General features: G+C 33.9%; 20 protein-coding genes and 1 pseudogene. 16 read left to right on the top strand and 5 right to left on the bottom strand.

Features of this window, described 5'->3' with window-relative positions:
• Window positions 1-459: 459 nt before the first annotated feature.
• The gene (locus tag ILT06_RS28565; RefSeq protein WP_097816105.1) at window positions 460-1,590 is read right to left on the bottom strand and encodes a glycerol dehydrogenase; all 1,131 of its coding nucleotides are present in this window, start codon (window positions 1,588-1,590) and stop codon (window positions 460-462) included.
• Window positions 1,591-2,196: 606 nt separating this feature from the next.
• Here ILT06_RS28565 and ILT06_RS28570 point away from each other — a divergent pair.
• The 10 genes from ILT06_RS28570 to ILT06_RS28615 all read left to right on the top strand — a co-directional run bounded on the left by ILT06_RS28570 (window position 2,197) and on the right by ILT06_RS28615 (window position 12,138).
• Window positions 2,197-2,490, top strand: coding sequence for a sigma 54-interacting transcriptional regulator (locus ILT06_RS28570; RefSeq protein ID WP_308010629.1), 294 nt, complete (start codon window positions 2,197-2,199; stop codon window positions 2,488-2,490).
• 93 nt (window positions 2,491-2,583) lie between these two features.
• The gene (gene dhaK, locus ILT06_RS28575) at window positions 2,584-3,582 is read left to right on the top strand and encodes a dihydroxyacetone kinase subunit DhaK (RefSeq protein ID WP_097816104.1); all 999 of its coding nucleotides are present in this window, start codon (window positions 2,584-2,586) and stop codon (window positions 3,580-3,582) included.
• An 11-nt stretch (window positions 3,583-3,593) separates the two neighbouring features.
• On the top strand, window positions 3,594-4,247 hold the full coding sequence (gene dhaL / locus ILT06_RS28580; RefSeq protein WP_097816103.1) for a dihydroxyacetone kinase subunit DhaL: 654 nt from the start codon (window positions 3,594-3,596) through the stop codon (window positions 4,245-4,247).
• Window positions 4,248-4,618: 371 nt separating this feature from the next.
• Window positions 4,619-4,870 carry an HPr family phosphocarrier protein gene (locus ILT06_RS28585; protein WP_001217720.1) on the top strand — a complete coding sequence of 84 codons (252 nt, stop codon included), beginning with the start codon at window positions 4,619-4,621 and terminating at the stop codon, window positions 4,868-4,870.
• A gap of 17 nt (window positions 4,871-4,887) precedes the next feature.
• A complete protein-coding gene (locus tag ILT06_RS28590; protein WP_097816102.1) occupies window positions 4,888-5,592 on the top strand; it encodes an MIP/aquaporin family protein in 705 nt (234 codons plus the stop codon).
• Between the two features lie 1,201 nt (window positions 5,593-6,793).
• Window positions 6,794-7,780, top strand: a complete 987-nt coding sequence (locus ILT06_RS28595) for a mannose/fructose/sorbose PTS transporter subunit IIA (protein ID WP_222655725.1) — start codon at window positions 6,794-6,796, stop codon at window positions 7,778-7,780.
• Between the two features lie 35 nt (window positions 7,781-7,815).
• Window positions 7,816-8,616 (top strand): PTS mannose/fructose/sorbose transporter subunit IIC, encoded by an 801-nt coding sequence (locus ILT06_RS28600; RefSeq protein WP_000103758.1) that lies wholly within the window; start codon window positions 7,816-7,818, stop codon window positions 8,614-8,616.
• A gap of 21 nt (window positions 8,617-8,637) precedes the next feature.
• The gene (locus ILT06_RS28605) at window positions 8,638-9,549 is read left to right on the top strand and encodes a PTS system mannose/fructose/sorbose family transporter subunit IID (RefSeq protein ID WP_000818327.1); all 912 of its coding nucleotides are present in this window, start codon (window positions 8,638-8,640) and stop codon (window positions 9,547-9,549) included.
• A 198-nt stretch (window positions 9,550-9,747) separates the two neighbouring features.
• Complete coding sequence (locus tag ILT06_RS28610) at window positions 9,748-10,125, top strand: DUF956 family protein (protein WP_003308796.1); 378 nt, start codon at window positions 9,748-9,750, stop codon at window positions 10,123-10,125.
• A gap of 399 nt (window positions 10,126-10,524) precedes the next feature.
• On the top strand, window positions 10,525-12,138 hold the full coding sequence (locus tag ILT06_RS28615) for an S-layer homology domain-containing protein (RefSeq protein WP_222655726.1): 1,614 nt from the start codon (window positions 10,525-10,527) through the stop codon (window positions 12,136-12,138).
• Between the two features lie 320 nt (window positions 12,139-12,458).
• Here ILT06_RS28615 and ILT06_RS28620 read toward each other — a convergent pair.
• Window positions 12,459-12,602: pseudogene (locus ILT06_RS28620) on the bottom strand (IS3 family transposase); the annotation flags it as partial.
• A 194-nt stretch (window positions 12,603-12,796) separates the two neighbouring features.
• On the opposite strand from ILT06_RS28620, the gene ILT06_RS28625 reads away from it, so the two are divergent.
• The 6 genes from ILT06_RS28625 (at window position 12,797) to ILT06_RS28650 (ending at window position 17,498) form a co-directional block, all read left to right on the top strand.
• On the top strand, window positions 12,797-13,075 hold the full coding sequence (locus ILT06_RS28625) for an AbrB/MazE/SpoVT family DNA-binding domain-containing protein (RefSeq protein WP_222655727.1): 279 nt from the start codon (window positions 12,797-12,799) through the stop codon (window positions 13,073-13,075).
• A gap of 247 nt (window positions 13,076-13,322) precedes the next feature.
• On the top strand, window positions 13,323-13,658 hold the full coding sequence (locus ILT06_RS28630) for a hypothetical protein (protein WP_002130394.1): 336 nt from the start codon (window positions 13,323-13,325) through the stop codon (window positions 13,656-13,658).
• A 580-nt stretch (window positions 13,659-14,238) separates the two neighbouring features.
• Window positions 14,239-14,658 carry a GNAT family N-acetyltransferase gene (locus ILT06_RS28635; protein WP_222655728.1) on the top strand — a complete coding sequence of 140 codons (420 nt, stop codon included), beginning with the start codon at window positions 14,239-14,241 and terminating at the stop codon, window positions 14,656-14,658.
• Window positions 14,659-14,974: 316 nt separating this feature from the next.
• The gene (locus ILT06_RS28640) at window positions 14,975-15,337 is read left to right on the top strand and encodes a DUF3796 domain-containing protein (RefSeq protein WP_070172728.1); all 363 of its coding nucleotides are present in this window, start codon (window positions 14,975-14,977) and stop codon (window positions 15,335-15,337) included.
• The gene (locus ILT06_RS28645; protein WP_018783661.1) at window positions 15,327-15,527 is read left to right on the top strand and encodes a helix-turn-helix transcriptional regulator; all 201 of its coding nucleotides are present in this window, start codon (window positions 15,327-15,329) and stop codon (window positions 15,525-15,527) included. The genes ILT06_RS28640 and ILT06_RS28645 overlap by 11 nt, the downstream gene beginning before the upstream one ends.
• Window positions 15,528-15,749: 222 nt before the next feature.
• Window positions 15,750-17,498: a zinc-ribbon domain-containing protein gene (locus ILT06_RS28650; RefSeq protein ID WP_222655729.1), complete on the top strand. Its 1,749-nt coding sequence runs from the start codon at window positions 15,750-15,752 to the stop codon at window positions 17,496-17,498.
• Window positions 17,499-17,694: 196 nt separating this feature from the next.
• On the opposite strand, the gene ILT06_RS28655 is transcribed toward ILT06_RS28650, so the two are convergent.
• From ILT06_RS28655 to ILT06_RS28665, 3 genes are all read right to left on the bottom strand, one after another.
• A complete protein-coding gene (locus tag ILT06_RS28655) occupies window positions 17,695-18,270 on the bottom strand; it encodes a hypothetical protein (RefSeq protein WP_222655730.1) in 576 nt (191 codons plus the stop codon).
• Between the two features lie 131 nt (window positions 18,271-18,401).
• Complete coding sequence (locus ILT06_RS28660; protein ID WP_222655731.1) at window positions 18,402-19,166, bottom strand: hypothetical protein; 765 nt, start codon at window positions 19,164-19,166, stop codon at window positions 18,402-18,404.
• Between the two features lie 35 nt (window positions 19,167-19,201).
• A complete protein-coding gene (locus ILT06_RS28665) occupies window positions 19,202-19,807 on the bottom strand; it encodes a recombinase family protein (protein ID WP_222655735.1) in 606 nt (201 codons plus the stop codon).
• Window positions 19,808-19,954 lie beyond the last annotated feature (147 nt).

Raw genomic sequence — 19,954 nt, forward strand, 5'->3', positions numbered from 1 at the left:
AGGTAAACTGGAAACACCATAAATTAAGTCCTTTACTTCTCCTGCATTTTTTATGAATTATATCTTTTTAGTATTCTCATAAAAACTATAGGATGTTTGAAAAATTGACACATAGATTTTTTGTTTTTATATGTTAAGATGGTGTTGCTAACCTATTGTTTATAATAAAAACAGCTTATTTTATTATCAAAAGTATAGGACTAGAAAAAACCTCATAAAGAGGTTTTTTTATTTCTATATTTATCTTTGGTGTGAAAATTCAGTTACAAAATTAATTTTGACATAATGCTATGATTCATTTAAATATTTCGTGCTCTTATATGATGGATGAAGTCTTCAGATTATTTCATGATATATACAATTTTAATACTTATTTAGTTTTTAATATATAGTATTGTAATTTTGCTAAATTCTTAAAAAGACACATACAAAATTAAATAATGTGTAATATACACTTAATTAATTTTTGGGATTGTAATTTTGAACTAATTTTTTTAATTTATACTCAGTAGCATAAGCATCAGCAGCAATAATTGCATCAAAAACCATTTCTGGTGAAATTTCAAATGGCATATTATGTATAGTTTCACCATCTTGACAGGCAGCTTCAGCCACTTTCATCAATTCTTCTTTACTTGCATCACCTAGGTTCAGATCTTCAAGTGTAGTAGGTAAGCCAAGCTTGATACAGAAATCAATGTAGTTATATAGTTCTTCAGTTGTCCAAGATTCCAATGCCATTTGTACTAATGTGCCAAATGCAACCTTTTCTCCATGCATCAAATCATGAGTCTTATCATGTAAAACAGTAAAACCATTATGGATGGCATGAGCTGCAGCTAACCCCACACTTTCAAATCCAAGGCCACTAAGCAAGGTGTTTGCCTCTATTACGGCTTCAACTGCTGGAGTAACAGTTTTTTGTTTAACTGCTAAAAGAGCAGCTTCTCCATATTGAAATAAGGTATCCCAGCAGAGTTCTGCAATCTTAGCAGCTGCTAGGGTAGAGAGTCCTCCAGCCATAGCGGGTTTTCGTGATTCTAAATTTGCTCTAGCTTCAATCCATGTAGCCATTCCGTCTCCAATCCCAGCAGCTAAAAATCTGGATGGAGCTTGTGCAATGACTTGGGAATCTACTAAAATAATATCCGGATTTTTTAAATAAAATTTGTATTTCTCAAATACTCCATCATCAGAGTAAATAACAGAAAGAGAACTGGTTGGTGCATCTGTTGAGGCAATAGTGGGAACGCTTACAACTTTGGCCGAAAGAATTTCTCCTACCGCTTTTGCTGTGTCTACTGATTTACCACCACCAATACCAATGATTACATCAGCACCAAATTCTTTTCCTATTTTCTCAATTCTTGCAATTTCATTTTCAGAACTTTCACCATTAAAACCGACTTTTTCAAAGCTTAGATTTTGTTTATGAAAGCTTTCCATAACTTTTTCACCAACAAGATGCCAAACACATTCATCTGCAATAACTAATAAATTGGTTCCTAGAGGTTTTACATACTCTCCGATTTTTTCAATTACATTTCTTCCCTGAATATATTTTTGCGGGCTAATTAGGATACGTTCCATGATAATCACTCCTTGATTTTTTGTAAGTAAGCTGAAAATCTAGCCTTGAATCTAATGTTATCAAAATTCAGAGTACAGAATTATGAATATTTTATGTATATTTTTCGTCTGTTATATGACGGATTAAAAGATAGTGTTATGATTATCAAAAATCAAATACTATTTCTTAAGAAAGATGAAATGGGAAATTTAGTATTAAAAACCTATATTATCAGGTTTTGTATAAAAAATCTTATTATGTAATAGTTAGATTTTTAATAATGAAAATAAAAATACATAAAATTCACTGGTTGAATTTTATGTATTTTTATGCATGTATTATTATGAAATAGGTTCTTATGATACAAAGGATTGAAATTAATATTCATACTACAAATGGTCCACATGCTCGAGCCGTAGCTACACTTATAGCAAAATTGAGCGGAATACTTTTAACGATGAATCTATTCATGAAACACAATCATTATTAGACCAATTGACTCTTGAAAAGAAAAGAATAAAGTATTTAGAAAGTGAATTGTCGAAATATAAAAACTAAACAACTCTTTTCCAGACATTATTATTTATAGTGACACTTTAATGAAGACGCTCTTTGTTGCGAATAAAGTGGCAGAATTAGATTCTACGATTTTTATTACTGGAGAGAGTGAAACAGGAAAAGAACTTATAGGTAAAGGTATCCATAAAGCTGTTTTCAGAAAGGATAAGTCGTTTATTCTAGTAAATTGTGCGGCTATCTCTCCTAATTTAATTGAAAGTGAGCTATTTGAGCATGAAAAAGGAGTATTCACTGGAACACTTCACATGAGGAAAGGGAAATTTGAGCAAGCAAACATTGGAACAATCTTTTTAGATAAAATTGGAGGCTTAAAGCTAAATGTCCAAGTGAAATCATTATAGGTTTTTATAATAAAAGGGAATTGTAGGAGAGAATAAAAATAGAAAATTAAATGTTAGGGTACTAGAGGCGACTAATGGAAAGGAATAGATGCCATGAAAAAATTTATTAATAATCCAGAAAAAGTAGTTAGGGATATGATTGACGGAATGTTGTTTGCACATTCTGATAAACTACAAAATATGGCTGAAACAAATATAATTATTCGAGCTAATAGTCCATTTCAAGGAAAAGTGGCAATTGTCAGCGGAGGCGGGAGTGGTCATGAACCAGCGCATATAGGATTTGTTGGTAAAGGGATGCTTGATGCTGCTGTAATGGGCGAAATTTTTACTTCTCCTACACCAGACCAGATTTTGAAAGCGATTCAAAAGGTGCATACTGGAAGTGGGGTTTTGTTAATTGTAAAAAACTACTCAGGAGACATAATGAATTTTGAAATGGCTGCTGAAATGGCTGAAGCACAGGGAATTCCGATTGCTACAGTCATTGTTAATGATGATATTGCTATTAATAATAGTTCACACACTATGAGAAGAAGAGGAATTTCTGGAACAATATTTGTACATAAAATAGCTGGAGCAATGGCTGAGAAAGGTGCATCGCTTAAAGAAGTTGAAGATGTTGCAAATAAAGTAATTGCTAATATACGTAGTATGGGAATGGCATTAACAACGTGTACAATACCTGGATCTGGTACAGTCGGTTATAAAATTGGTGAAAATGAAGTAGAGGTTGGTATAGGCATTCACGGTGAACCTGGAACTCATCGTATTAGTATGATAGCAGCTAATGAAATGGCTGAACTCCTTTTAGAGCATATTTTAAGTGATATGCAATTGAAAATTGGTGATAAAGTTGCAGTAATGGTAAACGGCTTAGGTGGAACGCCGTTAATGGAATTATATATTTTAAATAAAATGATTAACAAAATATTAAACAAAATTGGTATCGATATCTGTAAAACATATGTTGGGGAATACATGACAGCGATTGATATGGCCGGTTTTTCTATTACTTTATTAAAACTAGATGAACAATTAACTGCTTTGCTTAATGATCCAGCAAATACGACTAACTGGCGTGTACAATAGGAGGGGCCAACATGTATATTACACCAAGACATATCATTAATTGGATGCAACTCACTGCAAAACAACTTGAGTATCAAAAAAAAAATCTAACGCAACTTGATCAATTCATAGGTGATGGAGATCATGGTATTAATATGAATAGAGGGTTTAAAGAGGTTGAAAAAAAGATAGCATATACAGCTTATGATGATATTGGAAATGTATTTCATGATATTGGAATGATACTTATTTCAAAGGTTGGAGGTGCATCAGGGCCATTATATGGAACAGCCTTTTTAAGGGCTGGTAGTGTTTTGAAAGGGAAAAATAAAATTACAATCAATGAATTGGGGATTGCTTTTCAAGAATCTGTAGATGGCATCTGTCTAAGAGGAAAAACTCAGATAGGAGATAAAACAATGCTTGATGTTTGGGATCCTGTTTTGAAGTATATCCAAAGAAATGGAGAAAAAATAAAACCTATTGGTCTTATCATTTTTGCAAGAGAACAAATGGAAAAAACTAAGCCATTATTAGCTAAAAAAGGGCGTGCTTCTTTTCTAGGAGAAAGGTCTATTGGTCATTTAGATCCAGGAGCAGTCTCATCTTTTATTATCTTTGAAACTCTATGCTTATCTCTTATAGATGAAAAAGATATTGTTAATGAACTTAGGGAGCGATTGTGATGAGTAATGCAGGAATAGCTTTAGTTTCTAATGGTTATCTACTAGTTAAGAGATTTAAAAGCTTTACTCGTCCAATTAAGTTCCAGTGTTTTAATAGTTTCTGCAGGAGAAGTAGATAACGATGAAGTAGGTAGAAGCGTTAGATAAATTCAAGAGGCTATTTATAATGAATGAGTTGTAATTGTATTCCTAAATTTGGGAGGCGCTCTAATTAAGAGTGATTAAATCAAAATAGCAGATTCACCGTTAATAGAGGGTCCTACGTAGCAGTTGTTGAATTAGGGATTGGCAAAACATTAGAAGAAATATATAAGATTTAAGGCTGTACTTGAAGCGAAAACCATTATAAAAATATAAAAGGAGCTAATCTTATGAGAATCGAAAGAAAATTAATTGTAACTCGTAAGGATGGAATTCATGCAAAATCAGCAAGTGAAATTGTAGATGGCTTAAGGGATTATGATTGTTCGGTTCAGTTTATATTTAAGGATAAAAAAGTTAATGCAAAAAGTACTCTTCAACTAATCGATTTAGCAGTAAAAAGAGGAGCAGAAATACATGTAATTCTTGATGGGAAAGATGCTGATGATGCCCTTGTGTTTATACAATGGTTTTTGAAATAACAAAGGGGGTCATAAATATGTCTCCATTTATGGGGGAATTAATTGGAACCTTGGTTCTTATTTTATTAGGGAACGGCGTTGTAGCAGGTACTTTGCTGAAAAAATCCAAAGCACAAAATTCCGGATGGGTTGCAATTACTCTTGGCTGGGGATTAGCAGTTACATTCGCTATATATATAGTAGATAACATAAGTGGTGCGCATTTGAATCCTGCAGTTACAATTGCTTTTGCTTGTATAGGGTTATTTCCTTGGAGTGAAGTTCCTTCCTATATTGTTGCACAGTTGATTGGGGCTTTTTTAGGTTCAATATTTGTCTGGATTCAGTATTTTCCGCATTGGAAAGAAACTAAAAATCAAGAAATTATATTGTCAGTGTTTTCTACAAGCCCTGCAATAAAAAGTTGGCCGTCTAATTTGTTAAGTGAAATTATTGGCACTGCGGTATTTGTATTTTCAATTTTAGCTATGGGTCATAATAAAGTTACAGATGGACTACTTCCAATAATAATAGGCGCGTTAATAGTATCTATAGGTTTATCTCTTGGTGGCACAACTGGATTTGCTTTAAATCCAGCTCGAGATTTTGCCCCAAGACTAGCACATCAAATCTTACCAATATGTAATAAAGGCTCTTCGGATTGGGGATACGCGTGGATTCCCTTAATTGGTAGTACCATAGGAGGAATCATAGGAGCTATAGGTTTTCAATTGATTTATTAAGCACTTAATATATTAAAATTCAATTAGAAAGTAATTAGTTAACCACATTTACTATCGATCATGTAATGCGAAGGGGTATTTAAGTAAAAAATGTATGCTAAAAAAATCACTATATATTTCTTATAATGTGGAATTGTTTTATTCATAAAATGTTCAATTTATATCTATTGTGAAAAAAATCACAATAGATATAATGAATATATAACTGTTGTAGAGGATGATAGTGTTTTTATTCTTTTGAGAACTGATAAACGAGCTGCTTTTATCTTGTTATATTCATGTGTTTTTTACAAATAATATTATTATTTGATATATACTCTCTTTAAAGTTGGGCAAATATCCAATCTAACCAAGATCAAAAACACCAATGCCAAATATTCTTTTGCGACGAATCAACTCTTTTATCAAATTTCTGTCTCCAACTATCAACTGTTTTCTAGATAGCTATCTTTAGCAAACTTCCGACTCGTAAGAACGGGTTATTGTTTTTTTGTTTGCTATTTTGTATGCAGGCGATATAAATCATCTTATCAGATAGAACGGCAATGTTTTTAGTAAGTGGAATCGATTTCATTATACGAATAACAGTGCTTTTCTTTAGTTGGGAAAAGGAGAAATATGTATAGCCTGTCATTCAATTGAACTTTTGGTAAGTAACATAAGCTCAATTAAAAACTTACATGGTATTTTTATCATTCGAAAGAACTTTAAATTGATTTCTGTCATGTTCGTTTGCATTGATAATCATGTTTTTTGAGATAAACGTTTTCCTTATCAATAAGGCAATTCGCAAGTGGAGTTTTACTCCTATTTTGGTTTGACGCAACTCAGTCTATTTATAGTTGGTCAGGTTTAGAGTAAGTGTATTTGAAACAATAATTTTCAACGGTATGTTCTTTCTATATTTTGAAAGCGTTTTCTTATAGAGGTTATTTTATAAGATTATGAACCTTTTACTGAAGAAATTATGTGTTTAAAGTAATGATTTGAAAAATGATGAATTGGAGATTCACAAACTCATTTTTAGTAGTAAACAAAATTTTATAAAAGAAGTGAGATTTAAATAGCCTAGGAGGTGGTTTTCTCAAAAATAGAAAAAGTTGGTTTTTAATAGTTAAAGAGTGATGAAATGAAGAAGAAAAGTTGTGTTGGTTGCGTCAATTCAGAAAAAATTAGGATGAAATATTTAGGAGGTAGAGAGATGGTAGGGATTATCCTAGCAAGCCATGGGCAATTTGCTGAAGGCATTTTACAATCTGGCGCAATGATTTTTGGAGAGCAAGAAAACGTTAAGGCTGTTACCTTAATGCCACACGAAGGGCCAGACGATTTGAGAGCAAAAATGGAAGCAGCAGTAGCATCTTTTGATAATCAAGATGAGGTATTATTTTTAGTCGATCTATGGGGCGGTACTCCATTCAATCAAGCTAATGGCTTGTATGAAGAACACAAAGACAATTGGGCAATCGTTGCTGGTTTGAACTTACCAATGGTGATTGAAGCTTATGCATCCCGTTTATCAATTACGTCTGCTCAAGAAATCGCAGCACATATCATTAAAACAGCGAAGGAAGGGGTCAGAATTAAACCTGAAGAGCTGGAACCCAAAGAAAATACTGATATCGCAGTTGCAAAAGATGGAAAAGCAAATGGCAGACTTGCTCCCGGTACAGTAGTTGGTGATGGGAAAATCAAGTTCGTTTTAGTCCGTGTGGATTCTCGTTTATTGCATGGTCAGGTAGCGACTGCATGGACAAAGTCTACACAACCAAATCGTATTATCGTAGTTTCAGATGCAGTGTCTAAAGACGATCTTCGTAAAAAATTAATCGAACAGGCGGCACCACCAGGGGTTAAGGCCAATGTTATTCCAATCTGCAAAATGATTGAAGTTGAAAAAGATCCCCGTTTTGGTAATACTAATGCACTGGTATTATTTGAAAACCCACTAGATGTCCTGAGAGTTATAGAGGGTGGTGTGGATATTAAAGAAGTTAACGTTGGTTCTATGGCTCATTCAACTGGAAAGGTTGTTGTTAATAAGGTTCTTTCTATGGGAAGAGAAGATGTTGAGGCTTTCGAGAAAATGAAAGCAAAAGGCATTCATTTTGATGTACGTAAAGTACCTAATGATTCTCGTGCAAACATGGATGATATTCTAAAAAAAGCGAAGGTTGAATTATCGTAGTTGCATAGCAAATTTAAATAAAATGGGGGATCATAATGTCTACTATAGAAATAATTTTAGTGATACTAATTGCATTTCTAGCCGGTATGGAAGGAATATTAGATGAATTTCAATTCCATCAACCACTAGTGGCATGTACACTAATTGGTTTAGTAACAGGTAACCTGGAGGCTGGTATTGTTCTTGGCGGTACACTTCAAATGATTGCACTTGGATGGGCAAATATTGGAGCAGCTGTAGCGCCAGATGCTGCATTGGCATCAGTTGCATCAGCAATCATTTTAGTATTAGGCGGACAAGGTGTTAGCGGTGTTGCATCAGCAATTGCAGTAGCGGTACCACTTGCGGTAGCAGGACTTTTCTTAACAATGATTGTTCGTACACTTGCTGTTCCTATTGTACACATGATGGATACGGCAGCTGAAGAAGGAAATATAAAAAAAATTGAAGTGTTACACATCGCTGCGGTGTGTTTACAAGGTATCCGAATTGCAATTCCTGCCGGAGCACTTTTATTTATCCCTGCACAAAGCGTTCAAGGATTCTTGGAATCAATGCCTGCATGGTTAACTGATGGAATGGCTATTGGTGGCGGAATGGTTGTTGCTGTTGGTTATGCATTAGTTATTAATATGATGGCAACAAAAGAAGTATGGCCATTCTTCATTATTGGTTTCGTAATAGCTGCGATTTCTCAATTAACACTTATTGCTCTTGGTGCATTGGGTGTGGCTTTAGCTCTTATTTATTTGAGTCTTTCTAAAATGGGTGGTTCTTCAAATGGTGGTGGAGGTAACTCTGGTGACCCGCTTGACGATATCTTAAACGATTATTAATTCAGGAGGAGGAGAAGACAAATGGCAGAAAAAATTCAATTAACAAAAAGAGATCGTTTAGCCGTTGCATGGCGATCTACATTTATTCAGGGTTCTTGGAACTACGAACGTATGCAGAATGGTGGTTGGGCCTTCTCGATGATTCCAGCGATTAAAAAGTTATATAAATCAAAAGAAGATCGAAAAGCAGCATTAAAACGTCACTTGGAATTCTTCAATACACATCCTTATATTGCTTCACCAATTCTAGGAGTTACATTGGCACTTGAAGAAGAACGTGCTAATGGTGCAGAAGTTGATGATGTGGCAATTCAGGGGGTTAAAGTTGGAATGATGGGTCCTTTAGCCGGTGTTGGTGATCCGGTATTCTGGTTTACTTTACGTCCAATGTTAGGTGCTTTGGGAGCATCATTAGCAATGGGGGGGAATATCCTTGGGCCAATCCTTTTCTTCTTAGCTTGGAATCTGGTTCGTTGGGGATTTATGTGGTATACACAAGAATTTGGTTATAAAGCCGGTTCTAAAATTACTGATGATCTTTCAGGTGGATTATTACAAGATATTACAAAAGGTGCATCAATCCTTGGTATGTTTGTACTTGCAGCCTTGGTGGAACGGTGGGTATCAATTAAATTCAAGCCAGTTGTATCTGAAGTTCAGTTAGATAAAGGTGCATATGTTGAGTGGGACAAACTTCCTGGAAATGGTGAAGGGATTCGTCAATCTTTCGAACAAGTAAACTCAGGAATGGCACTGTCACCTACAAAAGTGACCACCTTGCAAGATAACTTAGATCAATTAATTCCTGGTTTAGCTGCATTGCTTCTGACATTCTTCTGCATGTGGTTGCTGAAGAAAAAAGTCAGCCCAATTGTTATTATTCTTTCATTATTCGTAGTTGGGGTAGTTGGTCACGTAATCGGACTTTTATAATTTAAGTTGCTCACGTTTTCAATTCTTAAAATTTATTATTTAGGAATTGTTGAGATTAAAGTATAGGTTAGTAGCCTGTGAATCGATAATAGTTCGTATACAAAAAGTGGCTGGGGATTATCGCTTCAGCCACTTTTTGTATTGACTTAATTGTTTGAAGTTACGAATTATAAATAGGATAAATGAAATGGAGTGGATATGATGGTTCAATCAATTAATACAAAGGTAGATTTAGTAATAGATGCTACCGCTTTTACGGGACTTACGGACTATGGGAAAATTATGATTGGTGATAAAGGGTTTGAATTTTATAATTCTCGTGATACGCGTAAATTTATTCAAATTCCGTGGGAGGAAGTAGATTACGTTATAGCTTCTGTAATGTTTAAGGGGAAATGGATTCCACGTTATGCTATTGAAACCAAGAGAAATGGAATCTTCACCTTTTCTTCTAAGGAACCTAAGAAAGTTCTTCGGGCTATACGAGAATATGTAGATCCAGGTCATATGGCACAATCTCTAAGTTTCTATGATGTTATTAAACGTGGTCTTAAATCGCTAGGTAAAAAGAAATAATAAAATGAAAAGAAGGGGTTTATTTTTTATATAGGAACTAACATGGTTTTGGTGTAAAAATAGATTAACTGATTATGCTCCTTTTTAGAGTCATACTATCAGTATGTTCAAGATTAAGATATTAGTTGTAAGAGCCTTGGGATTTTTGCACCAGAACCGTTTTATACACTAAAGGTTATTTATGTTATTTAATTATATTTTTGCAATCGTGCTGTGTTATAATGCTGAAATACTAATATATCTAGTAGGATTTATAGATTTCGGTTTATCATATGAAATGAAAAATTAAGCCATTATCTTTGAGGTTCAGGTTATCATTATTCACACTATTATTCAGACTAAAAGAAGTACAAGGAGGAAGGTATATCTATTAAAATAGTAAGATATGCCAAATTCAAAATGAATATTAAATTTAATAAAAAAGTAGTAGCATTCACGGCAGGATTAACAGTATTATCTTCACCATTGGTATCGTTTGCAGAGGAACAACAATCAGTAAACAATAAGCAATCTACAAGCCTTCAAGTGCAAGGTAACACAGACCAACTTCAAACAACAGATGAACAGGCTCTAAAAAGTATTGAAGCTAGTTTTGAAGAGGTAGACGGACGTGGTGGAGGTACTGTCGACAATAAGAAAGTAGATAGTCTTCAACGTTCAGAAGGTATTCATGAAGAAACAGGTACACTAACTGTTCCTAACAATTCAAACAGAACAAAACGTAGTCTGTCTCCCATATCACCTAGCACCTCTAGTACAATAAATGGTGTTCCATTCACTGAATGGATTGTTCCAGCAGGTAACGATAATATTCGTCCTCAAAACTACATGAGTCCAAAGTACATTACAATTCATGAGACTGATAATACAAGTGTAGGAGCAGGTGCTAGAAACCACGCCCAATACCTATATAACCAAGCAGTAGGCAACACAGACCGAGCTGCATCGTGGCATTTTACAGTAGACGATAAAGAGATTTATCAACACCTACCATTAAACGAGAACGGATGGCACGCAGGAGACGGTGATGGTCCAGGTAATAGAGAATCTATTGCAATTGAAATCGCAGTTAACAGTGACGGTAACTATAGTAAAGCGGTAGATAATGCTAAGAAACTTGTAGCTTATTTAATGAAAGAAACTGGTGTACCGTTAAATAATATTGTAAAACACCAAAGATGGAGTGGTAAAATCTGTCCTGCCAATATGATTAATAATGGACAATGGGATGCATTCGTAAATGGTGTTGGTGGGTATTATAATAATTTTTATCAACCAAAAGATGACATTACTGGAGGTTGGTATGAAGAAGCTATACGAGAGTTAAATAGAAGGGGTATTATGATAGGGGAAGGAAACGGAGTTTTCGCACCCAATAGAGCGATAACAAGAGCCGAATTTGCTCAATTAATCTCTAAATCTCTAAACCTGCCAGCTGGAGATGCTTCATTTAAAGACCTAAACGATGCAAACTCAACTTTACGAGATGGTATTAAACGTGCTGCAAGTGCAGGTATTATTCTAGGTAGAGGTGATGGTTATTTTGACCCAAACACACCTATTACAAGAGAAGAATCAGCAATTATTGTAAACAAGGCTTTACAGTATAAAGGTATATGGGGACCAGTTGTAAACCTACCATTCTCAGACAAAGACCAAATTAGCTATAAAGAAGACGTACAAAGATTGTATGGCCTAGGTATTGTAAGAGGTAAGGGTGACAATCAATACGACCCTAAAGGAACAACAACCCGTGGTGAAACAGCAACATTCATTTTAAATATGCTACAAGTAATTGAAAATGGTAGTGTTGAAAAGGTAATTGGAACGGCTCAAATTAATGGTATTGGGGTAAATGTTCGAAGCGGATCAGGTACAAACTATTCTATTGTTAGAAAGACAAGTAAAGGTGAAAAAGTTACAGTATATGAAGAAAAGAATGGCTGGCTAAGAATTGGAACAGGTCAGTGGATTTATTATGACTCTAGTTATATCGACTATAATAGATTATAAAAGACTAAATAGTTAAAAGAACAGATCATATTTGGAGATATAACTTACTCTCAGGTTGTGAAGAAGACTTTCTCCACAACCTGTTTTTGTGCCTAGCCCCCTCTTTACCTTCCAATACTGATAAAAAGAGGAAAAGGAAAGATTTATTATGATGCTGGCATCGGAAAATCATGGTAATTACCGTGTATACAATTAAAGGCTAATGTTTTTCTGATAATTAAGTAGAGGTCACCGTACATTCCCATCCAGTTAACATTTTGAAATACTCCAAAACGAAAGAATGAGCTGTATTGTTACTAGCCATAACACCCATCGTGTTAATCATAAATAGCTTGTATCAGTTCTTTTACCTCCGCATTTGGATTAGGATGATTGAGCTGTTTCATCCAATAATAGTACGTACTACGAGTAATATTAACGAGTTGAAGTAACTCCTTGACAGGAAAATCATGCCTTAATCCATAAAAGAATAGTTATTTTACGCAGTATTGTGAAAAGAGGAAGAAGGACGTATTTCCTTTCAGCAAAGATTTAAAGAATTTCTGGTTATGATCGTTAGTTTTGGGATTATTATGTTTCTCATATATGGAGAAATCCTGTTACAATAGTAAAGAATAACTTGGGTACAAATTGATAATGAAATGGGGAAATATGCTGGATGAAAGCAACCGGAGTAACTAGAAAAGTGGATGAATTAGGGCGTATAGTAATTCCAAAGGAACTTAGAAATACGCTTGGGATTAAAGAAAAATCACCATTAGAGATTTTTGTAGAAGGGGAAGACATCATTTTACAGAAGTATCAGCCTGGTCATGTTTGTGCATTAACAGGAGAAGTGTCAACTCGTAACATGGCATTAGCAAAGGGTAAGATCTCATTGAGTCCAGAAGGTGCAGAACTATTAATAAAAGAAATAGAACAGTACCTTGTCAAATAAGTGCTCCTTTCAAGGGGCCTTTTTTATGGTTAACAAAATAATTTCACGTACCTTAATGATTTAAAAAACTAAAACACTACAATAATAGTCTACATTTAATCTTGTGTAGACTTAATCAGCTAAATAGAGAATGTATTGTATATTTCGGATAGATTTCTTGCGAAATATGTACCTAGAGCAGTATTTCGATTTAAATGTGATACGATAGTGATATATTCGTTTTGCTAGTAAAAGGGGATGAGTGTCGATGAAAAACCACATAAAAGTAAATGGAAAAATCCTTCAAACAAATAAAAAATGGTCACATCTCAAGCAAAGACAAAGACAACATATTTCTAATTGGTTACGTAGAGAATATACACAGTTTGTAAAAACACATTATAGAAAACCTAAAAAGTATGAACATGATGAGATTCTTCATGAAGTGATGAATCAAATACAGGAACGTGAAATTTGGATTCCTAATGGTGAAGTAAAAAGATATTATCTAAGCAAAATAGGAAAATGGTTTAGAAAAATAGAAAGTGAATGGGAATCACAAATATCCAACAGTGAAAAGCAGCAAGTATTAGAAGAAAAGTAAATACAAACAAACCAGGGGGCGCATTTCATGCTTAATTTACAAGAAGGTGTCCCGCCAGCATTTCGGAAAAAAACCACGCTAAGAGTATGCAAGAATTTATGCAAAAAATAGGGAGACATCGGGAACCATAGGGAAGCCAAAAGGCGCCCCAGAATAGGAATGTATAAAAAGATGCATAGAGTCATAAAAAAAGAAAAAGACAACTCCCTTGTGAGAGTAAGGGGACGTCTTTCTCTTTGCTACCGATAATAAGCCATTATGTTAACTGAGTATGAATAAAATATACAATATAGGATTTTCTCTTTTAGCATAGAATTAATATCTAATATTAAAAGGGGTAGCATCAGGATTTTGCGGATTTACAACGTTAAGGTAGAAATCCTTGTATCAATAGGGTTTACTCTATTGGGACTCAATCAATTTTGCATCAAATAAGGCTTGCAAATGTCTCATATGACTTGTCTCGAAATCCTTATCGTTGTTAAACTCTTTATTTTTAACACGATAAACAGCTTAACGTTGTAAATCTGCATTTTCGGGACGGTACCCCTAAAATATAAACATAGAAGGAGCAGGACACATGGAAATCAGAATTTGTAATAGTTTACACAATGTGAATTGGACTGAAATGAGAGAGGTTTATCAGTCTGTAGGATGGAAAAAGCATGATGAGAAAAAAATTAAAAAAGTGTTTACTGCCAGCAACACATTAGCAATTGCTTATAATCAAAATAAAATTATTGGTTTTGGAAGAGCTATGTCTGATGGGGTATTTAACGCTGCTATATATGACGTTGTTATTCATAAACAATATCATGGTAAAGGGATAGGTAAAAAAATCATAAATAGTCTACTAGATCAACTCAAAGATATTTCTTGTGTTCATCTTGTTTCAACAACCAATAATGAGGAATTTTACAGCAAATCCGGATTTAGAAAGATGAAGACTGCCATGGCACAATATTTAAATCCAACACTTGCGGAAGAATATCTAGATTAATCAGCTTCCGAGTTCGAAAATTATGTAAATAAGCTGTCCATATGGACAGCTTATTGTATTTTTGGTTTAGCGTGGTTTTTTTCCAAAATGCTGGCGGTACCCCAAGAAGATATGTATGAACAATTGAAAGAGAAAAAAGGGGCAGTTACACATGCCCATCAACTTAAGAAATCCGACTACCCCCAAGTGTAAAAAAACGTTATTCTTTCTAAACAAGCTATATTTAGAAAGATGAACCATAGGACCTTTTTATTTCTTAATCAATGTGATATATTTTTATCATAAAGAGCGAAATACATCACGCAGGAGGGATTAAATGAAAAATAAATTATCTTATTTGGGGTTTCTCGGTTTTTTTGGCTTTTTAAGCCCGTTCGCATTTTTAGGTGATTATTCATCGGTTGTAGGTTATTTTTTCGGTTTCTTTTTCTTCTTTATGTATGCAAAGGTTGTACCTGATGAGCTCTTTATACAGCATGTTCGTATCGCCGCTACAAGAGCATTTTTCGTAGCACTCATACTTGGCATTATAGTAACATTAAGTGTTTTGATTTTGGAAAATTTAGCTGTAATTAGATTCCTTGTTACAATTTCGCTTTTCATACCATTCGGTACATTCCTAATTAGTCTTGAAATATTTGAACATAGAGAAAAGAAAGGGATGCAAAATGCCAATTAAGACTCGAATGAAAGAATATAGGGTACGGCTAAATATGTCTCAAGAAGATTTAGCTAACAAGGTTGGTGTTAGAAGAGAAACGATTGGTAATCTCGAAAATGGTAAATATAATCCTTCATTCAAACTTACTTATGATATTGCGAAAGTTTTAAAAGCACCTATTGAAGTGCTGTTTTGGTTTGAAGAATAAGTTAATTTTAGTGCAAGTAAGTAAACATTCCTATTAGGCCTCACCATATCAAAAAAAGAAAATTGTACGTTTAGACACATTTTGCTACTAAATGAGGACTGAGCTTACAATTTCTGCATTCCCATTTCCTAAAACATAAAAATTCTATTAAATAGACGCGTTAACAGGGTAATAGGTTACAAGTGTAAAAGTATGTATTTATGGGAGAAGTAGGTGTTACATATGAAACAATGTCTATGTGATTGGTGTAATGATAACGGCAAAGACTATTTGTTAGACGAATGGGATTATATAAAAAATGGTAAAGTGACACCACAAGAAGTAGGAAGAGCTAGTGGAAAAATAGTTTATTGGAAATGCTACCTTGGACATAGCTATCAATCAAGAATTTATAACAGAACTAGGAGTGGTAGTGGATGTCCATATTGTGCCAATAGATCTGTTTTGAAAGGCTATAATGATTTAAAAACTAAAAGACCAAACTTAGCAAAGGAATGGCATCCAACTAAAAATGGAGAATTAACTTCTTTAGATATTATGCCAGGGAGCAATAAAATGGTCTGGTGGCAGTGTGAGAAAGGACACATCTTTGATGCAACTGTAAATGAAAGGACTTCAAACAATACTGGTTGCCCGATTTGTAGCAATCATAGAGTTCTTAAAGGCTATAATGACTTAGCAACAACACACCCAAAACTTGCAAAAGAATGGCATCTTTTAAAAAATGGCAATATAACCCCAAATGATGTTATATCAGGTGGCAATAAGAAGTACTGGTGGTTGTGTAGTCAGTGTGGTAAAGAATGGGCATCCTCTATATCTCACAGAAAAAATGATAGGGGATGCCCTGTTTGTGCAAAAATAAAGCGAGTGCAGAAACGAAGAGAATCATTGTTAGCAAGTAATCAAAATTTATTGGAAACCACCCCTAATTTGTGCAAAGAGTGGCATCCCGCTAAAAATGGGGAATGGCAACCTAAGGACTATACAAAAGGAAGTAATAAAAAAGTATGGTGGTTATGTTGTAAGTGTGGTCAGGAATATCAATCAATAATAGCCAATAGAGCTAAAGGTGTAGGCTGTCCACGATGTGCAAAGGAACAGCAGATTTCTTTTCAAGAAAAAGCATTATACTTTTACTTAAGTCTCCACTTTTCTAACGTGAGATCTAATTTTAAAGAACACTTTTTAGGTAAATTTGAAATTGATATATACATACCTGAATTTAAATTGGGAATTGAATATGATGGTGAAGCTTGGCATAAAGATATAAAAAAAGACAAACAGAAAAATAAAATATGCTTTGATAATGGAATAACCTTAATTAGAATAAGAGAGCCAAAATGTCCTAACTTGAACGATACTTCGATTGATTTTAAATTGCCTACCTGTAAAGAAGAAGACTTAGTTTTAGCTCTAAAATTTATTGCAAGCCATTTAAAAGAAACACATCATTGCATTATAGATAATGATTTTGATATAACAAGAGATAGAAGTTTAATATTTGAAATTATGGATATGAAAAAGAAAAACAATTCTTTAGCGATACTAAATCCTAAAATGGCTATGGAATGGCATCCAACAATGAATGGGACTCTGATGCCTGAAAATATAACGGCAGGGAGTAATAAAAAAGTATGGTGGTTATGTGAAAAAGGTCATACTTATTGTGACTCTGTTACTCATCGAAATGCAAATAGAAATTGTCCATATTGTAGTGGGCGTAGAGTTTTACAAGGTTTTAATGATTTAGGAACCATAAATCCTCCTCTTTCAAAAGAATGGCACCCTACCAAAAATCACAATTTAAAGCCAACAGATGTAACACAAAGCAAAGGAATTAAAGTGTGGTGGCTTTGTCCTATTTGTGGTAATGAATGGGAGTCAATAATAGCAAGTAGAAGTCGAGGTTATGGTTGTCCTGCATGTGGTATGAAGAAGGCATGGGAAAACAGAAGAAAACACAAGTAAACCAGAAACTAATAATTCATTTAACCTTATGGGCTTTAATGGAGAGAAATATCTGTTTTAATTTTAGAAATGAAGTTAATTTGAATATTTTTAAATATCTTTAAAAACAGATACTACAATTTAAGCAGTAATACTGATTAAAAAAGATGTCTACTGATAGGAAATAGACATCTTTTTTACAAAATATTATTGGGGTTTAATTATCTAATATCATTTTTATACTGCCTTCTGTTCTGTCGCAATTAAAGTTCACCTCAAAACCAAATTTTTTATAAAAATGTTCTAATTTATTGAAATGGTCTCTGTCATGTGGTGATAGTCGCCCGGAAATATGTGCAACTTTCATTTCTTTAGCCATTTTAATAAGATATTTCATTATAATAGAGCCATTCCCAATGTTTTCTTTCGGGCTGGTTATATCTCCAATCCATATACAATCAGGTTCTTGATTTGAATTGTTATGGAGAGTTGCAAAGATTGTAGGAATTTGATAGGTATAATTGGATCTTCGTGTATACAATTTAATTTCAAAAGACCGTCCGATTGGTTCTCTAAATACAAATACTTCATTATTTTTCTTGTTTTTTTCAATGCCAATAATTTCAGCTTGTGGATACTTAGAAAAAATTTCTTTTGGTATGTCATATGTTTTTTTTAGTTTGTTTATTTTAGTTTCAAATTCATCTTTAATAAGCAGTACTTGTCGTTGGTAGTTATTATGAATTAAAGATAATTCTTTTTTAAAAAGAGTTTTTAGAATAAATTTTTTCATTTTTAGACCTCGTAAATTAGTATTTGTATACGTGTATCTAACTCTAAAATACATTAAACTTATATCAACTATATCTAGATTGCATTTATTGTTGTTGAGAAAGTTGTTTTCCAACTTCTGGGTGGGGAATTTTAAAAATTATTTTGCATATACTCTGTACCTTTTTCTAGGGACAGTTTTTCTGAATTAATTTGTGAAGCGTTTCCTGTTTCTAAATTTGTTTGGTAGGTATTGAACTCCCACATTCCTTGACTATTATCATATATAGCAGTCATAAACTTACCTTGATCTAATGCTTTAAAATTACCGATAAGTCCTATCCCTTGATCTGCACCATTAACTTTTACTTCCTTAACTGCCCCTTTATTAATGTAAAAAGCCTTTCCAGTAGAAATATTAGAAGCTTCACGTTGTATTGCTACGAAAAAGTCAGGTGCCCCTTTACTAACATAGCCACTTTTTTGAGAGCCATTAAATACAAATTCACCTATTTTCGCCTCTTGTAGATATAGCGGAGAGTTTTTAGATTGGAGTGCAATTTGATATGAGCCTTGGTATATCTCATCTCCTGTTTTTGCTCCTGCCCAAGTATCAGCTTGCGTTTCATGTTTTTCATTATTTGCAAAGACATGCATCGAATAATTTTTTCCTTCAACTGAGCTCATTTCCACTGTATAACGACTTTGGGCTTGAGGAGTGATCGGAACCCCTTGTATTTCCTCAGCCTCTTTTTCTACAGTTTTAGTCTCCTGTTTTGAGTTAGCTTTCTTATTTTCTGCTTTAGCTTCTTGATTAGAAAGAGTTGTTTTATTTTCTTTCGGTACAGCACTAGTTTTCTCATCACATCCTGTTAGTAAAAAACATAAGGTGATGCTCCCAAACAATACTTTTTTCATAATATCCCCCTTAAATAGCATGATTTAGATGCTTTTCAAAATTTATTTTCATATTTCTTTACAAGGCGGTAAAATGTAGTTTTTGATAGATTTGCTTGTTTCATTGCTTCAACAGCGGTTATGGCACCTGTTTTCCAAGTGTTATAAGCAGTGATAAATTCATCTGTAATTTCTGTCTTCGGTCTTCCAAGATGTTTTCCCTGTTTTTTAGCCAAGTTGATTCCTTCTCGTTGTCGAACTTTTATCTTTGTTCGCTCCTCTTCAGCAAGCCACGAAAGAATTTGAAGTACCAGGTCTGTAATGAGATTTGCTAAGTTGTCCTGATACTTTGTTGTATCTAATAAAGGCATATCAATTACAACAATATGTGCTTTTATATTTTGGGTAATATCCCTCCATTCATTTAAAATAGCTTCCTTGTTTCTTCCAAAACGATCCAGGGATTGTACATATAAAATGTCCCCTTCCCGTAACATCATTTTTACAAGTTGATATTTTTGACGATTAAAATCCTTACCAGATTGTTTATCAATGAAAATATCTCTTTCATCAATACCAACTTGTTTCATCGCTTCTAGTTGTCTACCCTCATTTTGATCTTTACTACTCACACGGATGTATCCGAATTTTCTGTTATTCAAAGTATCAAAATCTCCTTCTCTCGATGTTTTATACTTCATATTATACCAAAGATGTACCAAAAGGTGTGTGTTTTTTAGAAACGTTTCAAAAATGGATTTTCGAGGTTTTGGAACTGGAATTCCATTTAATTTCGATAGTTCCAAAAA

It is taken from the genome of Bacillus sp. 17RED48, assembly GCF_019837545.1.
GTDB lineage: Bacteria > Bacillota > Bacilli > Bacillales > Bacillaceae_G > Bacillus_A > Bacillus_A wiedmannii.

What these genes read in the sequence shown, in the direction of transcription:
- ILT06_RS28565 (WP_097816105.1), bottom strand. Translation starts at nt 1,590, where the DNA reads ATGGAACGTATCCTAATTAGCCCGCAAAAATATATTCAGGGAAGAAAT.
- dhaK (WP_097816104.1), top strand. Translation starts at nt 2,584, where the DNA reads ATGAAAAAATTTATTAATAATCCAGAAAAAGTAGTTAGGGATATGATT.
- dhaL (WP_097816103.1), top strand. Translation starts at nt 3,594, where the DNA reads ATGTATATTACACCAAGACATATCATTAATTGGATGCAACTCACTGCA.
- ILT06_RS28585 (WP_001217720.1), top strand. Translation starts at nt 4,619, where the DNA reads ATGAGAATCGAAAGAAAATTAATTGTAACTCGTAAGGATGGAATTCAT.
- ILT06_RS28590 (WP_097816102.1), top strand. Translation starts at nt 4,888, where the DNA reads ATGTCTCCATTTATGGGGGAATTAATTGGAACCTTGGTTCTTATTTTA.
- ILT06_RS28595 (WP_222655725.1), top strand. Translation starts at nt 6,794, where the DNA reads ATGGTAGGGATTATCCTAGCAAGCCATGGGCAATTTGCTGAAGGCATT.
- ILT06_RS28600 (WP_000103758.1), top strand. Translation starts at nt 7,816, where the DNA reads ATGTCTACTATAGAAATAATTTTAGTGATACTAATTGCATTTCTAGCC.
- ILT06_RS28605 (WP_000818327.1), top strand. Translation starts at nt 8,638, where the DNA reads ATGGCAGAAAAAATTCAATTAACAAAAAGAGATCGTTTAGCCGTTGCA.
- ILT06_RS28610 (WP_003308796.1), top strand. Translation starts at nt 9,748, where the DNA reads ATGATGGTTCAATCAATTAATACAAAGGTAGATTTAGTAATAGATGCT.
- ILT06_RS28615 (WP_222655726.1), top strand. Translation starts at nt 10,525, where the DNA reads ATGAATATTAAATTTAATAAAAAAGTAGTAGCATTCACGGCAGGATTA.
- ILT06_RS28625 (WP_222655727.1), top strand. Translation starts at nt 12,797, where the DNA reads ATGAAAGCAACCGGAGTAACTAGAAAAGTGGATGAATTAGGGCGTATA.
- ILT06_RS28630 (WP_002130394.1), top strand. Translation starts at nt 13,323, where the DNA reads ATGAAAAACCACATAAAAGTAAATGGAAAAATCCTTCAAACAAATAAA.
- ILT06_RS28635 (WP_222655728.1), top strand. Translation starts at nt 14,239, where the DNA reads ATGGAAATCAGAATTTGTAATAGTTTACACAATGTGAATTGGACTGAA.
- ILT06_RS28640 (WP_070172728.1), top strand. Translation starts at nt 14,975, where the DNA reads ATGAAAAATAAATTATCTTATTTGGGGTTTCTCGGTTTTTTTGGCTTT.
- ILT06_RS28645 (WP_018783661.1), top strand. Translation starts at nt 15,327, where the DNA reads ATGCCAATTAAGACTCGAATGAAAGAATATAGGGTACGGCTAAATATG.
- ILT06_RS28650 (WP_222655729.1), top strand. Translation starts at nt 15,750, where the DNA reads ATGAAACAATGTCTATGTGATTGGTGTAATGATAACGGCAAAGACTAT.
- ILT06_RS28655 (WP_222655730.1), bottom strand. Translation starts at nt 18,270, where the DNA reads ATGAAAAAATTTATTCTAAAAACTCTTTTTAAAAAAGAATTATCTTTA.
- ILT06_RS28660 (WP_222655731.1), bottom strand. Translation starts at nt 19,166, where the DNA reads ATGAAAAAAGTATTGTTTGGGAGCATCACCTTATGTTTTTTACTAACA.